Genomic DNA, 13,414 nt, shown 5'->3' on the forward strand with positions numbered 1-13,414 from the left:
CCCGGGATGTGCGCTGGCCGCGGCCGCCGTGGTGCCCGAGGTGCACCCTGGTCGCGAGTCGCCGTCGTGCGCCTGGGATGTGCGCTGATCACGAGTCGCCGTTGTGCGTCCGGGATGTGCGCTGGTCACGAGTTGCCGTTGTGCGTTCGGGGCGCGTCCTGACCGCGAGTCGCTGTCGCGTGTCCGGTGTGTGCCCTGGTCGCGAGTCGCTGTCGCGTGTCCGGTGTGTGCCCTGGTCGCGAGTCGCTGTCGTGTGCCCGGTGTGTGCCCTGGTCGCGAGTTGCCGTCGCGTGTCCGTCGCGAGTGGCTGCCGTGTGCCTGGGATGTGCGCTGGTCACGAGTCGCCGCCGCGTGCCAGTGGTGCACCCTGGCCGCGAGTCGCCGTCACGTGCTCGGGACGCGCCCCGACCTGCCACCGACGTCCGTCGTCCACGCGTGCTCCCAGCCGCCCCCGCCGCATTCCACTGCGTCGACGGCCCCGGCCGCCCGGCTCCCGGCCGCCCGCCCGGCTGACGGGAGCGGCCACGCGGCGGCCACCACACGCTTCACCACGCAGCTGACACGTGCGACCCCCGCGCGTCACCACCGCATCCCGCCTCCCCGCCCGCGAGGAAATTCTGTCCGAATCATTGACGCTCTCTCAGCTCCCTCGTACCTTGTGCCAGCAAGCGCTTTCTTGAAACGATTCATGGATGGCGACGACGCCGCGGGGAGGGCCCGACTGTGGGAACCAGCACGGATGTTGGCAGACGAACGATCCTCAAGGCCGCAGGGGCGACGGCGGCCACACTGGGCCTGGCGGCGACCACGGGGTGCGGCGGGGACAGCGGGACCTCCTCGGACGGGACGGTGACGATCCGTTATGCGTGGTGGGGTTCGGAGGACCGGGCCCAGCGCATCAACAAGACCATCGCGCTCTTCGAGAAGAAGTATCCGAAGATCAAGGTGAAAACGGACTTCCAGCCGTACACCGACTTCTGGAAGAAGTTCAACACCCAGGCCTCCGGCGGCAATCCGCCTGACGTTTTCCAGAACGCCATTGGTTTCCTGCGGAAATACGACGCCAAGAACGTGCTGCTCGATCTGAGCGAGCAGGTCAAGGCCGGCAATCTCGCCATGGACGGCTTCCGGGCCGGCCTGGAGAAGTTCGGCGAGATCGACGGCAAGCTCCTCGGCGTCCCGGTCGGCTCCAACTCGATGGCCCTGGTGATCGACAAGCACGTCTACACCAAGGCGGGCGTCAAGCCGGAGCAGGGCTGGACCTGGAACGACTTCGACGCGGCGATGAAGAAGATCCGCGACAAGGCGGGCCGCGCCGGCGACAGCGGCATGTACGGCGTGATGTACCTCTACGACCTGTACCTCCGCCAGAACGGCAAGGCCTTCTTCGCCGAGAGCGGACTCGGCTTCACCGAGGCGGATCTGAAGGCCTGGTGGGCGAAGGCCGAGAAGAGCGTCGAGGACGGGAGCTACGCCGACCCCAAGAAGGTCGCCCAGATCAAGCCCAAGTCGGCGGTCGCCGGAGAACTCGCCGCCGGTGAGTTCACCTGGGACAACTTCACCGTCCGTTACACCTCCGAGGGCAAGAGCGAGTACGGACTGGCGCCCATCCCCACCACCGACGGCAAGAAGACCGGTCAGTACCTCGGCTCCCTCATGCTCAGCGCCTCCAAGCGCACCAAGCACCCCAAGGAGGTGGCCCAGTTCATCTCCTTCATGGTGCACGACCCCGAGGTCGCCAAGATCATGGGCTACGACCGCGGTGTGCCCGCGACCCAGGCCCAGTTCGACGCGTTCAAGCCGACCGACGAGGTCAACAAGACGATCGCCGCCTACGAGACGTCCCTCGTCGAGACGGGCGTCCTGGAGCCCATCACCCCGCACCCGAACGGCGCCGACATCTGCGAGTCCGCCTTCCTGCGCATCGCCGAGGAGATGGCCCTCGGTAAGCGGTCGGTGGACGACGCCGTCAAGCAGTTCTTCACCGAGTCGAAGACGGCTCTCGCCGGCTGATGGGAACCACCGTGACACACGCCCCTGCGATGGAAGGCGTGTCCGAGGACAAGCCTTCCGAGCCGCGGCACGGTCCGGTGAGCCCCGAGCGCCCCGCCGCCCTCAAGCGGCGGCGGCGCCGGGAGAACCTGGCCGGCTATCTCTTCATGTCCCCCTGGATCGCCGGGTTCCTGCTGCTCACGGCAGGGCCGATGGCCGCCTCGCTCTACTTCGCCTTCACCGACTACAACCTGTTCGACGCGCCCGAGTGGGTCGGCCTCGACAACTTCACCACCATGTTCGAGGACCCGCGCTGGCGCCACTCGGTGCAGGTGACGCTCTGGTACGTCGTCGTGGGCACGCCGCTGAAGCTGCTCGCCGCGCTGGGCGTGGCGCTGCTCCTGGCGCAGAAGCGGCGGGGGCAGGCCTTCTACCGGGCCGCCTTCTACGCGCCCTCGCTGATCGGGGCCAGCGTCTCGGTGGCGATCGTCTGGAAGGCGATCTTCTCGGACGACGCGATCGTCGACCGTACGCAGAAGCTGTTCGGGATGGACGTCGGCGGCTGGGCCGGCGATCCCGACATGGTCATCTACAGCCTGGTGGCGCTCACCGTCTGGCAGTTCGGCGCCCCCATGGTCATCTTCCTCGCCGGCCTCAAGCAGGTCCCGCGCGAGCTGTACGAGGCGGCCGAGGTGGACGGGGCCGGCTCATGGCGGCGGTTCTGGAACATCACCCTGCCGATGATCTCGCCGGTCCTCTTCTTCAACGTCCTGCTGGAGACGATCCACTCCTTCCAGATCTTCAGTTCGGCGTACATCGTCGGCGGCGGCGCCGGAAGCAACGCCTGCGGACCCGCGGACGGTTCGATGGTCTACACCTGTTATCTGTACGTCCAGGGCTTCGAGAACAGCCGGATGGGCCTGGCCTCCGCCATGGCCTGGATGCTGCTCGTCGCGGTCGCCCTGGTGACGGCGGTGCTGTTCTGGTCCCAGAAGCGCTGGGTGCACTACGAGGAGGGCGCCCGATGAGCTCCCCCGATCTCTCGACTTCGCTCGGCCCGGGGGCGCCCCCACCGGTCAAGGAGGTCCCCCCGGCCCGGTCCGGCGGCGCGGGCGCCGTGCGCCGCAAGCTGCCCGGCTCGCTCGCCTGGCATCTGGGCGCCCTCGCCGTCCTCGCGGTGATCCTCTATCCCGTGCTCTGGGTCGTCGGCGGCTCGTTCAAGAAGAGCGAGGACATCGTCGGCAGCCTGGATCTCTTCCCGGGCTCACCGATCACCTCGAACTACACGCGGCTCACCGAGGGCATCGCGGACATCTCGATCTCCACGTTCTTCCTCAACTCGCTCACCCTCGCCGTCGGCTCGGTGGCCGGGATCCTGCTGTCGTGCTCGCTGACGGCGTACGCCTTCTCGCGGATCAGGTTCGCCGGCCGCAACGTGCTGTTCACCCTGATGATCGGCACCCTCCTGCTGCCCTACCACGTCCTGCTGATCCCGCAGTACGTGCTGTTCCGCAACATGGAGATGATCAACTCGTACACCCCGCTGCTGCTGGGGAAGTACCTGGCCACGGACGCGTTCTTCGTGTTCCTGATGATGCAGTTCATGCGCAACCTGCCCAAGGAGCTCGACGAGGCGGCCCGTCTCGACGGCTGCGGACACCTGCGCATCTACTGGTCGATCGTGCTCCCGCTGTGCCGGCCGGCCCTGATCACCAGCGCGATCTTCACCTTCATCAACGCCTGGAACGACTTCATGGGCCCGCTGATCTACCTCAACGAGCCCGACAAGTACACCGTCTCCCTGGGGCTGAAGATGTTCGTGGACCAGGAGGGCGTCGCCGACTACGGCGGCATGATCGCCATGTCGCTGGTCGCCCTGCTGCCGGTGCTGGCCTTCTTCCTGGCCTTCCAGCGCTACCTCATCGACGGCATGGCGACGTCCGGGCTGAAGGGCTGAGACGATCACGATGGCCGAGGCACCCGTGAAGGCGCGCAAGGAGCCGGTCCTCGCCGAACGGTTCGCCGTGTTCGCCGAGTGCCTGCTCACCGGGGTGTGGATCGCGGTGGCCTCACTGGGCGTGGTCACCTTCCCGGCCGCGTTCGCGGCCGGGGCGCGGCACCTGCGCCGCCGCACCGCGCACGAGGGGGGCGGCTGGCGGGAGTTCGCCGCCGACTTCCGCGGCGCGCTGCGCGGCGGATGGCTCGTCGGGCTCGCGGGATGGGCGGCGGCGGTCGCGGTCCGGGTGGACGTCCAGGCCGTGCGCGCGGGGCTTCCGGGCGGTCCGCTCGTCGGGGCCGCCGGGGTGCTCGCGCTGATCGGGTTCGTGGTGGCCGTGCTGCGCGCCGCGGCGGTGTGGACGCCGGGGGCCGGATGGCGGACTCTGCTGGCGCGGGCCGGCCGCCGGACCGTCCTCGACCCCGCCGGGTCCTTCCTGATCATCGCCGGGCTGGCCGTGGTGGGACTGTCCGCCTGGTTCGTCGCACCGCTCGCGGTCCCCGTCCTGGGGGCCGTGGCGGCCGCCGCCCTCGCCGTGGAGGAGCGGTACCGGCGTCGCTGACGGGCGGCGCCCTCGAAGCAAGGCCGGCGCACGCGCGCCGCGCCTCTCTCTGTCATGCCCCTGACCAATTGCGCGGACGTGTTCCCCGCACGCAGAAGGAAAGGCCGCATCCCATGTCTCCCATCCCCCGCAGGTCCCTGTTCAAGGCGGCCGCCGTCGCCGGCGTCGCCGCCCAGCTCAGCTGGGCGCCAGGGGCCAGGACCGCGCAGGCCGCTCCGCGAGCGGCGGACGCGGACACCGACCCGGTCACCCTGGACTGGCTGGAGGACGGCGGCCTCGGCGCCTCCCCCGGCTCCACCCTCGGTGTGCCCTGGCCGATGGGCGCGTACCAGGAGGACCAGACCTTCGCCCTGACCGACGCCGGCGGCAAGACCGTCCCCGTCCAGTCCTGGCCGATCGCCTACTGGCCCGACGGCTCCCTCAAGTGGACCGCCCACGCGGTCAGTTCGGGCTCCGGCAAGCTCACGCTCACCGCCGGCGCGCCCGCCGCCCCCGCGAAGAAGGTCACGGTCACCACGAACACCGGTCTCGTCACCGTCTCCACCGGTGTCATCACCGCGAAGATCGGCAAGTCCGGCCCCACGCTGGTCAAGTCCGTCACCCGCGGCTCCACCGAGATCGCCAGGAACGGCCGGCTGGTCATGATCCGGCAACCCGAGATCGAGGACGACGAACAGGGCAAGGTCAGGACCGAGCAGTTCGAGGGCGCGATCGACGAGGTCACCGTGGAACAGGACGGCCCGGTCCGCGCGGTCGTCCGGGTCGACGGCAAGCACCGCAGGGGCAGCCGAAGCTGGCTGCCGTTCTCCATCCGCCTCTACTTCTACGCCGGCGCCGACTCCTTCCGCATGGTGCACACCGTCACCTTCGACGGGAAGCAGGAACCCGGCAAGGCCGAGGGCGACTTCATCCGCGGCCTCGGCGTCCGCTTCACCGTCCCGATGCGCGACCAGTCCTACGACCGCCACATCCGCATCGGCGGCGAGGGAACCGGTCTGCTGCGCGAAGCCGTCAAGGGCGTCACCGGCCTGCGCCGCGACCCCGGTGCGGCGGTCCAGGCCGCCCAGTACGCCGGCCAGAAGCTCCCCGACCCCGCCACCTGGGACCAACGCGTCACCACCCGGCTGCAGTACATCCCCGAATGGGGCGACTACACCCTCTCCCAGCTCTCCGCCGACGGCTTCACCCTGCGCAAGCGCACCAAGAAGGGGCACGGCTGGATCGCCGCCGGCGGCGGCAGACGCGCCTCCGGCTTCGGGTACGTCGGCGGAGTCAGCGGCGGCCTCTCGTTCGGCCTCAGGGACTTCTGGGAGAGCCACCCCTCCCAGCTCGACATCCGTGACGCCCACACCGACGAGGCCGAGGTCACCCTCTGGCTCTGGTCACCCGAGGCCCAGCCCATGGACCTGCGCTTCTACCACGACGGCATGGGCCAGGACACCTTCCCCGAACAGCTCGAAGGCCTCAACATCACCTATGAGGACTACGAGCCCGGCTTCGGCACCCCCTACGGGATCGCCCGTACCTCCGAACTGCTCTTCTGGGCCAACGAGTCCACCCCCGCCCCCGAGACGCTCGCCGCCCAGGTCGAGTCGGTCCGCGTGCCGCCGCAGCTCGCCGCCCCGCCCAAGCAGCTCATCAAGGCCAAGGTCTTCGGCCCCGGCCTCTACTCGGAACCGGACCGCTCCACCCCGGCCAAGGCGAAGATCGAGGACCACCTCGACTTCCTCTTCACCTACTACAAGGACCAGGTGGAGCAGCGCCGCTGGTACGGCTACTGGGACCACGGCGACATCATGCACACCTACGACACCGTCAGGCACCAGTGGCGGTACGACATCGGCGGCTACGCCTGGGACAACTCCGAGCTCTCGCCCGACCTGTGGCTCTGGTACGCGTACCTGCGCAGCGGCCGCGCCGACATCTTCCGCTTCGCCGAGGCGATGACCCGGCACACCGGCGAGGTCGACGTCTACCACCTCGGGAAGTGGGCGGGCCTGGGCACCCGGCACGGCGTCCAGCACTACGCCGACAGCGCCAAGCAGCAGCGCATCGCCAACACCACCTACCGCCGCTACTACTACTTCCTCACCGCCGACGAACGCGTCGGCGACCTCATGCACGCCAACGTCGACTCCGACGAGACCTTCCTCGTCCTGGACCCCATCCGCAAGATCCGCACCGAGCCCTACACACCCGACCGGCATGCCCTGTCGATCGGCTTCGGCACCGACTGGAGCGGCCTGGTCTCGGCCTGGCTCACCGAGTGGGAACGAAAGGGCCCCAAGTGGGAGAAGGCCAAGGCGCGCGTCCTGTCGACCATGGAGACCATCGCCGCCCAGCCGAACGGCTTCGTGCAGGGCAACGGCCTGTACGACCTCGACACGGGCCGGTTCGCCACCGCCGACAAGCCGGTCGTCAGCGTCTCGCACCTCTCCGCCGTATTCGGCCTCAACGAACTGTGCGCCGAACTGATCCACCTCGTGGACATGCCGAAGTTCGACGAGGCCTACTTCGACTACTGCCGTTACTTCAACGCCACCAAGGCCGAGCAGAAGGCACGCTACGGTTCCGACTTCGGCAGTCTGCTGCTCTTCCAGGGCCACTCGCGCCTCGACGCCTATGCCGCCGTCCAGACCGGCGACAAGAAACTCGCCGCACGCGCGTGGGACAAGTTCTACAACTCAGACGGCTACAAGGAGTCCGCGCCCTGGCGCACGGAGCCGCTCAACGGCCCCGCCGCCCTGGTGCCGGGCAGCGAGGCCGCCTGGGTGTCCACCAACGACACCGCGCTCTACGGCCTCGCCGCCATCGAGAACCTCGCCCTCCTCGGCGACCGGATGCCGTCATGACCGCCACGGCCGTCAGGGCCGTCAGGGCCGCGAGAACTGTCAGGCACGCGCGGACTGTCAGGCCCTAACCCATCCTCCCCAGGACCTCCCGCACCCGCCGGACGTCCCGGAGCCGCCGCTCGTAGGTCGCGCCGACCGCGAGCAGCAGCAGTCCGGCGAGTGCGGGAGGCGCCCAGCGGGGGAGCGCGTCGGCCACCTGCACGAGGAAAGGTGCCAGTTCGTGCAGGGCGTCCAGGACCAGCACCGAACCGCCGAGGACCAGCGGCGCCTGGAGGCGGTGCCGGGCGCCCAGCAGCGTCACCAGCAGGGCCGCCGCGCCCAGCAGCAGCGGACGCGCCCAGTGCGTGTCCCCCCACACCGCCGCCGAACTCGGCGCCAGCGTGGCGGCCAGCCCGGGACCGTACGCCGTCCATGACGACGTCTCCGGATCGCGACGGCGGCGCCAGGCGCCGACCAGCAGCGCCGGGACGGTCACCGGCAGGGTGTACGCCTCCGGGGTGGTGACGTCCCAGGCGGCGAACCTGACCCAGGCGGCCGCCACGGCCAGGACGGCCGCCGCGTACCCCACGGCGCGGCGGTCGGCGCGGACCGCCGTGCCCGCGGCGATCACCGAGCACAGCCCTAGCACCAGCGCCACCATCGGCGGATCGGTCACGGCGAGCCCCACGGCGAGCAGCGCGACGGCGGCGCCCGTCACCTCGACCGGCACCCCCGCCGGGCGCCCGCCCAGCCGTGCGGCGAGCACGGCCGCGGCCACGGGCACCACGAGGACCAGCACGGCGGTGTGCGCGGGCTGCCAGTGCGCTGCCGTGCCCCCCGCACCCGCCAGCGCGGCCGCGTACCCGAGCGCCGCCGGCAACATGACCGGCGCGAAGCCCGGCCGGCGCGAGGCCACGGCGCACAGCACGGTCAGCGCCGACAGCACCGCCAGCGTCGCCGACTGTGTCGCCAGCGACAGGAAGGCGAGAGGGACGGAGGCGGCCAGAGCGAACCACGGCACGGACAGGAAAGCCGCCGCCACCGCCACACCGCCCACCATCACAAGGCCCACCGCGTACGGCAGTCGAAGCGTCGCCGGCAGCACCATCCCCACCGTCCAGGCCAGCCCCAGCGCACCGGTCCGCGCCCACGCGCCCCAGGCCTCCTGCCGTGCGGCCACCACCAGGACGGCGGTGACGACCGCCAGCACGACGACCGCCTGGACCGGGTACGCCGGCCACGGCAGGTCGCCGGTCACCGCGGCGCGCGCGTCGGACGGCACACCCGACCACGGCCGCTCCACCCAGCCCAGCGGACCCAGCAGCGTGACCACGACCAGCGGCGCCGCCCACAGCAGCGCCAACGCGTGCACCACGGCGCCCGCCCGCACCAGCCCCTCCCGCACCGGCTCCGCGAACCGGCCCCGGACCGCCGCCACCAGCGCGACGGCGCAGGCCAGATGAGCCGGAACCGCCCAACCGGCGGGCAGCGACACCCGCAGCGGAGCGCCTGCCGCCGTCACCAGCAGCAGACCCCCGGCCAGCGCGAGCCCCCGCGCCGCCCCGGGCTTCGGCAGCGACCGCGCCACGACCAGCGCGACAGCCGCCGCGAAGACGAGGAGCGCCGCCGCACGGGCGGCGGCGCCCGGACCGGCAGCCGTCCACGCCAGCGAACCGGCCGTCACAACGCCCCCGCCGCCCAGGGCGAGCGCACCGGCGACTGCGGTGACGCGGACCGCGCGGACGACCGCACGCGGCGCCACCGCCGCGTCCGCGGCGGACGTCGCCAACAGCGCCGCCGCGACCGCGTACGGATTTGCGCCCGACGCCACCGCCCACAGCGGCAAGGGCAGTTGAGCCACGGCCAGCGCCGCAGGAACCGGCAGGCGCAGCGCGCCGAGACCCCGGCCGTACGCCGCCCACGATCCCGCCAGCACAGCCGACGCACCGGCCGTGTAGGCCGTCGCGTCGACGCCGCCCAGGGCCGCCTCGTACAACGCGTAGGCGTCCAGCACCGTCAGCGCCAGCCCCAGACCGGCCACCGACTCCGCCGTCGAGCGCAGGCCGCGCTTCAGCAGCGGCAGCGGCGCGGCCAGCACGGCCACCGTGACCGAGCCCAGCACCGCGGCCCGCCCGGCGATCCCCAAATGGCCCCAGCTGACCAGGGTGAACGCCACCGCGGCGATCGTGAGCAGGACACCGCCGAGCATCAGCAGGACGTTCTGCACCCGCGGAGCGGTCGTTTCGGCAGCCACCGTCGTACGGGCCGGACCCGCTGGGGGAGCCACCGTCGTACGGGCCGCGGCAGCCACGGGCGGCTGTGCCTGCAACGCGGCCAGCAGCCAGGCGCGGCGCGCCAGCAACTGCGTCCGGCGGGCGTCCAGTTGCCACAGCTCGGTGTCGAGGAGTCGCAGCTCCTCGGCCGGAGGCGGTATGTGCGTCATGCTTCGGAGTGTGGCCGCCGTCACGCCGCACGGCATGAGCACGGCTACTCAGAACGTACTCAGAGCCCCCGCGCCGAGCCGCCGGCTGCCGCGCACGGCACACTCGCCCCATGGACTGGACCCACTACCGCTTCCGCAGCCTCTGGTTCCTGCCCGCACCCCCCGAAGCGGTGTACGGCGCCCTGGAACGCCCCGAGGACTACCCGCGCTGGTGGCCCCAGGTCCGCGAGGTCACCCGGATCGACGACACCACGGGAGTCATCCGCATCCGCTCCCTCCTGCCGTACGACATCACCTTCACCGCGCGCGAGGCGCGTCGCGATCCGGCGGCCGGAGTGCTCGAGATCGCGATGACCGGCGACATCGACGGCTGGGCCCGCTGGACGGTCACCCCGCGCGGCACGGGCGCCCTCGCCCGCTACGACCAGGTCGTCGACGTGGCGAAGCCGATGCTCAGGAGGCTCGCCGTACCCGGGCGGCCCCTCTTCCGCGCCAACCACCGGCTGATGATGCGCGCCGGACGGCGCGGGCTCGACGCGTACCTGCGAGCGGTTTGAAGGACACCCCGGGGGACCTGTATTGTTCAGTGCGTTCCCGGGCGATTAGCTCAGTGGGAGAGCGCTTCGTTCACACCGAAGAGGTCACTGGTTCGAACCCAGTATCGCCCACCGGGAAAGGCCGGTCCGCACACGCGGGCCGGCCTTCTTCATGCCGCCCCGCTCTCCGATGCCGCCCTTCCAGCCCGACGCGTGCCCCTCTCACGCTCATGCGGCCGCCGGCAGCACCGGGCGCAGCGGCCACGACGTGTCCACCGTCTCCGGGGAGCCGCTGCGCGCGAACCACGCCTGGAGCCCCCGCGCCTGCGCCGCGTGCCACGCCGTCTGCAACGCGTGCAACTCGGCCGGGGACAGCCGCTCCAGCCGCGCCGCGAACCGCCGGCCCAGCGCCCGCACGACCTCCAGCGCGGCCGTCGCGTCCGCCGCCGCGTCATGCGCGTCGGCCAACGCCACCTCGTAGTGCGCGCACAGGTCGGTCAGCGTGCGACGCCCCTTGCGGTAGCGGTCCAGATGCTTGTCCAGGACCCGCGGGTCCAGCACCCTGAGCGGCGCCGGCTCCAGCCAGTGCCCCAGCGACGAAGCCCGGTGCCGGCGCAGCTCACGGTCGAGCAGCGTCAGGTCGAACGGCGCGTTCATCACCACCAACGGCCGCCCCGCCGACGCCTGTTCCGCGAGCAGCTCGGCTATCTCGAACATCACCGGCGCCGGCCAGCGGCCGTTGCGGTGCAGATGGTCCTCCGTCAGCCCGTGCACCGCCGTCGCCTCGGCGGGCACCGGCACACCCGGATTCACCAGCCAGCGGCTCACCCGCGGCCGGACGCCGGGCGCGTCCTGCACGACGAGCGCGGCCGACACGATCCGGTCGGACTCCACGTCAACGCCCGTCGTCTCCGTGTCGAAGGCGGCCAGAGGGCCCTCGTACCAGCACGTCATACCAACTCAACCCCTCGTTCACCAACGGCAGCTGACAGCCCGTCTTCTACCGCTTGGGTGATACCCGTGCTGTTTGCGCCGTACGCCGGTAGGACACAACAGAGGTACGGGTCTTTGCAGTTCAGAGGCTCGGCAAGGACTTTCACCCGGATTCCCGAGCGGGATCCGCTGTGCACGAGAGGCTGTTGTCCATGGCGATAGCGCAGCCCGAACGGGGCGGGCTGCTGCCCGAACTCACGGGCCCCCAGCGCGGCACACTCGCCACCACCGCCTGCATGGAGACACTGCAGGTGGCCTATCTGCACGCGGTCGCCGCGGCCGCGGGCTGCTCGCTCTCCCAGCCCTTTCCCGACAACGGCATCGACTGGCACGTCAGCCACAGCGCCCCCGGACACACCGTCGACGACGAGGTGACCATCAAGGTGCAGCTGAAAGCCACCTACCAGGTCCCGCCGAACCCGCCCGGCCGGACCTTCTCCTTCACGCTCGACAACGACCACCTCAGGAAGCTCGCCCGGACCCCGGTGTCCGTGCACAAGATCCTCGTGGTGATGCTCGTGCCGCGGCTCCAGGACCAGTGGCTGCGGGCGGGCCACGACCGTCTCGACCTCAGGCACTGCTGCTACTGGGTCAACCTGGCCGGGCACCCGGTCACCGGCCGCACCCGGACCACCGTGCGGATACCGACCGCCCGCGTCTTCGACGACCGGGCCCTGTGCGAGATCATGACCAGGGTCGGGACGGGAGGCAGACCATGACCCACCGTCCGATCGAAGAGCCCCCGCGGCCGGCACGACCGCACCCCGCCGATCCCGGCCGCGCCCGCCCGGAGCCCGGCTGGAGCCGCCCGCCCGAGCCCGCCGACGTCGACCCCGCCGTCCTCGGCGCACTGCTGCGCCGGCACGGCTGGCAGCGGCGCGGCGGCGCCGCCGGGCACTACGGCCGCTGGACCCCGCCCGGCCCGGGCGGCGCCGCCACCAGCCTGCTCGTGCCCGAGAGCCGTGCCTTCCCCGACAGCGACGACCTGCTCGGCGAGGCCCTCCAGGCGCTGGCCCGCAGCCAGACGCCCGCCGCCCGCGAGGTCCTCGTCGCCCTGGCCGTCCCCAGTGACGAGATCCGCTGGTGGCGCGACGCCCCGGCCGGACCCGCCGGGACCGCCGGCGCGGCCGGCGCCGCCGGGGCCGCCTCCTGGGCCGCCGACGAGCAACTGCGCGGCGCCGCCCGGCAGATCCTCCTCGCCGGCGCGCTCGCCACGCACGCGCGTGCCGGCTACTACGGCGCGCGGCACCGGCGCACCGCCGCCGCCACGCTGGACAGCGTTCTCGTCGGCGCCGCCGCCGAGGGGCGCCGGCTGACCGCCTTCGTGCCGGTGGCCACCGGGCGCCCTCTCGCCGTCCGCCTCCACCAGGCCCTGTACGCCGTCCGCGAGGCCATCGACTACCAGCGCGCCGCCGGCGGCATGGACGCCTTCGACGGCGCGGTGGAGGCCGGCGCCAGCCGGGAGCTGACCGAGGCGCTGATCGCCCTCGTCCACGGCACCGAGGGAGCCCGCGTCGCCGTCGCCTGGGCGCCGGCGGCGGGCGTCCCCGAGGGCTGCGCGGCGGACGCCGAGCCGATCGAGTTCTCGCCCGGCGATCTGCCCGTCCTGCGCGAGGCCGGCGCCCGCTACCTGCGCGAGGAACCCTCCGTGCCCGTGCGGATCACCGGCACCGTGGTGCGGATGCGCAGAGCCGGACCGCGCGGCGAGGGCAGCGTACGGCTGCGGGTCCTCGCCGGCGCGGAGATCCCGCACGTCCGTCTCAGCCTCGACGAGGAGGACTACCGCATCGCCGGGCAGGCCCATCTCGTCGGGCTGCCCGTGCGGGTGCAGGGGCGGCTGGAGAGCCGGGGCGGCTTCCGCAGGATCACCGGCGCCCAGGACGTCGTCCCCGTCCAGGTGGACGAGGCGGAGCGGGACCGCCTGATGAAGTCCCTGCAGGAGACGGCCGAGATCACCGCGTTCTTCGAGGAGGCGTGCGGCGGGGACTGAGGGGGCCGCGGGGGGTGTTCCGTCCCTCGTGCGGGGTCGTGGAGATATCCGTTTCGCGATCGGGCGGCCCG

General features: G+C 71.8%; 10 protein-coding genes and 1 tRNA gene. 9 read left to right on the plus strand and 2 right to left on the minus strand.

What is annotated here, in order from left to right:
* Window positions 1–723 precede the first annotated feature (723 nt).
* The 5 genes from ACIRS4_RS12200 (at window position 724) to ACIRS4_RS12220 (ending at window position 7,402) form a co-directional block, all read left to right on the plus strand.
* Window positions 724–2,013: an ABC transporter substrate-binding protein gene (locus ACIRS4_RS12200; protein ID WP_404193711.1), complete on the plus strand. Its 1,290-nt coding sequence runs from the start codon at window positions 724–726 to the stop codon at window positions 2,011–2,013.
* A complete protein-coding gene (locus tag ACIRS4_RS12205) occupies window positions 2,013–3,020 on the plus strand; it encodes a carbohydrate ABC transporter permease (protein ID WP_404193714.1) in 1,008 nt (335 codons plus the stop codon). The genes ACIRS4_RS12200 and ACIRS4_RS12205 overlap by 1 nt, the downstream gene beginning before the upstream one ends.
* Complete coding sequence (locus ACIRS4_RS12210) at window positions 3,017–3,949, plus strand: carbohydrate ABC transporter permease (RefSeq protein ID WP_404193717.1); 933 nt, start codon at window positions 3,017–3,019, stop codon at window positions 3,947–3,949. Before ACIRS4_RS12205 ends, ACIRS4_RS12210 begins: the two co-directional genes overlap by 4 nt.
* 10 nt (window positions 3,950–3,959) lie before the next feature.
* Window positions 3,960–4,550, plus strand: coding sequence for a hypothetical protein (locus ACIRS4_RS12215; RefSeq protein ID WP_404193719.1), 591 nt, complete (start codon window positions 3,960–3,962; stop codon window positions 4,548–4,550).
* 113 nt (window positions 4,551–4,663) lie between these two features.
* The gene (locus ACIRS4_RS12220; RefSeq protein WP_404193722.1) at window positions 4,664–7,402 is read left to right on the plus strand and encodes a Tat pathway signal sequence domain protein; all 2,739 of its coding nucleotides are present in this window, start codon (window positions 4,664–4,666) and stop codon (window positions 7,400–7,402) included.
* A gap of 64 nt (window positions 7,403–7,466) precedes the next feature.
* Here ACIRS4_RS12220 and ACIRS4_RS12225 read toward each other — a convergent pair whose 3' ends face one another.
* Window positions 7,467–9,824 carry an SCO7613 C-terminal domain-containing membrane protein gene (locus ACIRS4_RS12225; protein WP_404193724.1) on the minus strand — a complete coding sequence of 786 codons (2,358 nt, stop codon included), beginning with the start codon at window positions 9,822–9,824 and terminating at the stop codon, window positions 7,467–7,469.
* A gap of 110 nt (window positions 9,825–9,934) precedes the next feature.
* Here ACIRS4_RS12225 and ACIRS4_RS12230 point away from each other — a divergent pair, with 110 nt between their 5' ends.
* Both ACIRS4_RS12230 and ACIRS4_RS12235 read left to right on the plus strand, forming a co-directional pair.
* Window positions 9,935–10,381, plus strand: coding sequence for an SRPBCC family protein (locus ACIRS4_RS12230; protein WP_404193727.1), 447 nt, complete (start codon window positions 9,935–9,937; stop codon window positions 10,379–10,381).
* A gap of 39 nt (window positions 10,382–10,420) precedes the next feature.
* Window positions 10,421–10,492: transfer RNA gene (locus tag ACIRS4_RS12235), tRNA-Val, on the plus strand.
* 96 nt (window positions 10,493–10,588) lie between these two features.
* Here ACIRS4_RS12235 and ACIRS4_RS12240 read toward each other — a convergent pair.
* On the minus strand, window positions 10,589–11,314 hold the full coding sequence (locus tag ACIRS4_RS12240; protein ID WP_404193730.1) for a 3'-5' exonuclease: 726 nt from the start codon (window positions 11,312–11,314) through the stop codon (window positions 10,589–10,591).
* A 191-nt stretch (window positions 11,315–11,505) separates the two neighbouring features.
* On the opposite strand from ACIRS4_RS12240, the gene ACIRS4_RS12245 reads away from it, so the two are divergent.
* Window positions 11,506–12,072 carry a DUF4365 domain-containing protein gene (locus tag ACIRS4_RS12245; protein ID WP_404193733.1) on the plus strand — a complete coding sequence of 189 codons (567 nt, stop codon included), beginning with the start codon at window positions 11,506–11,508 and terminating at the stop codon, window positions 12,070–12,072.
* Entirely contained in the window at window positions 12,069–13,343 is a 1,275-nt protein-coding gene (locus ACIRS4_RS12250; RefSeq protein ID WP_404193736.1) for a hypothetical protein, read from the plus strand. The genes ACIRS4_RS12245 and ACIRS4_RS12250 overlap by 4 nt, the downstream gene beginning before the upstream one ends.
* Window positions 13,344–13,414 lie beyond the last annotated feature (71 nt).

The sequence above is a fragment of the Streptomyces sp. NPDC101166 genome (assembly GCF_044768125.1).
Taxonomy (GTDB): Bacteria; Actinomycetota; Actinomycetes; order Streptomycetales; family Streptomycetaceae; genus Streptomyces.

Bases quoted from the DNA above. Each gene is read 5' to 3' on its own strand.
- ACIRS4_RS12205 (WP_404193714.1), top strand. From the start codon at position 2,013: ATGGGAACCACCGTGACACACGCCCCTGCGATGGAAGGCGTGTCCGAG.
- ACIRS4_RS12210 (WP_404193717.1), top strand. From the start codon at position 3,017: ATGAGCTCCCCCGATCTCTCGACTTCGCTCGGCCCGGGGGCGCCCCCA.
- ACIRS4_RS12215 (WP_404193719.1), top strand. From the start codon at position 3,960: ATGGCCGAGGCACCCGTGAAGGCGCGCAAGGAGCCGGTCCTCGCCGAA.
- ACIRS4_RS12220 (WP_404193722.1), top strand. From the start codon at position 4,664: ATGTCTCCCATCCCCCGCAGGTCCCTGTTCAAGGCGGCCGCCGTCGCC.
- ACIRS4_RS12225 (WP_404193724.1), bottom strand. From the start codon at position 9,824: ATGACGCACATACCGCCTCCGGCCGAGGAGCTGCGACTCCTCGACACC.
- ACIRS4_RS12230 (WP_404193727.1), top strand. From the start codon at position 9,935: ATGGACTGGACCCACTACCGCTTCCGCAGCCTCTGGTTCCTGCCCGCA.
- ACIRS4_RS12240 (WP_404193730.1), bottom strand. From the start codon at position 11,314: ATGACGTGCTGGTACGAGGGCCCTCTGGCCGCCTTCGACACGGAGACG.
- ACIRS4_RS12245 (WP_404193733.1), top strand. From the start codon at position 11,506: ATGGCGATAGCGCAGCCCGAACGGGGCGGGCTGCTGCCCGAACTCACG.
- ACIRS4_RS12250 (WP_404193736.1), top strand. From the start codon at position 12,069: ATGACCCACCGTCCGATCGAAGAGCCCCCGCGGCCGGCACGACCGCAC.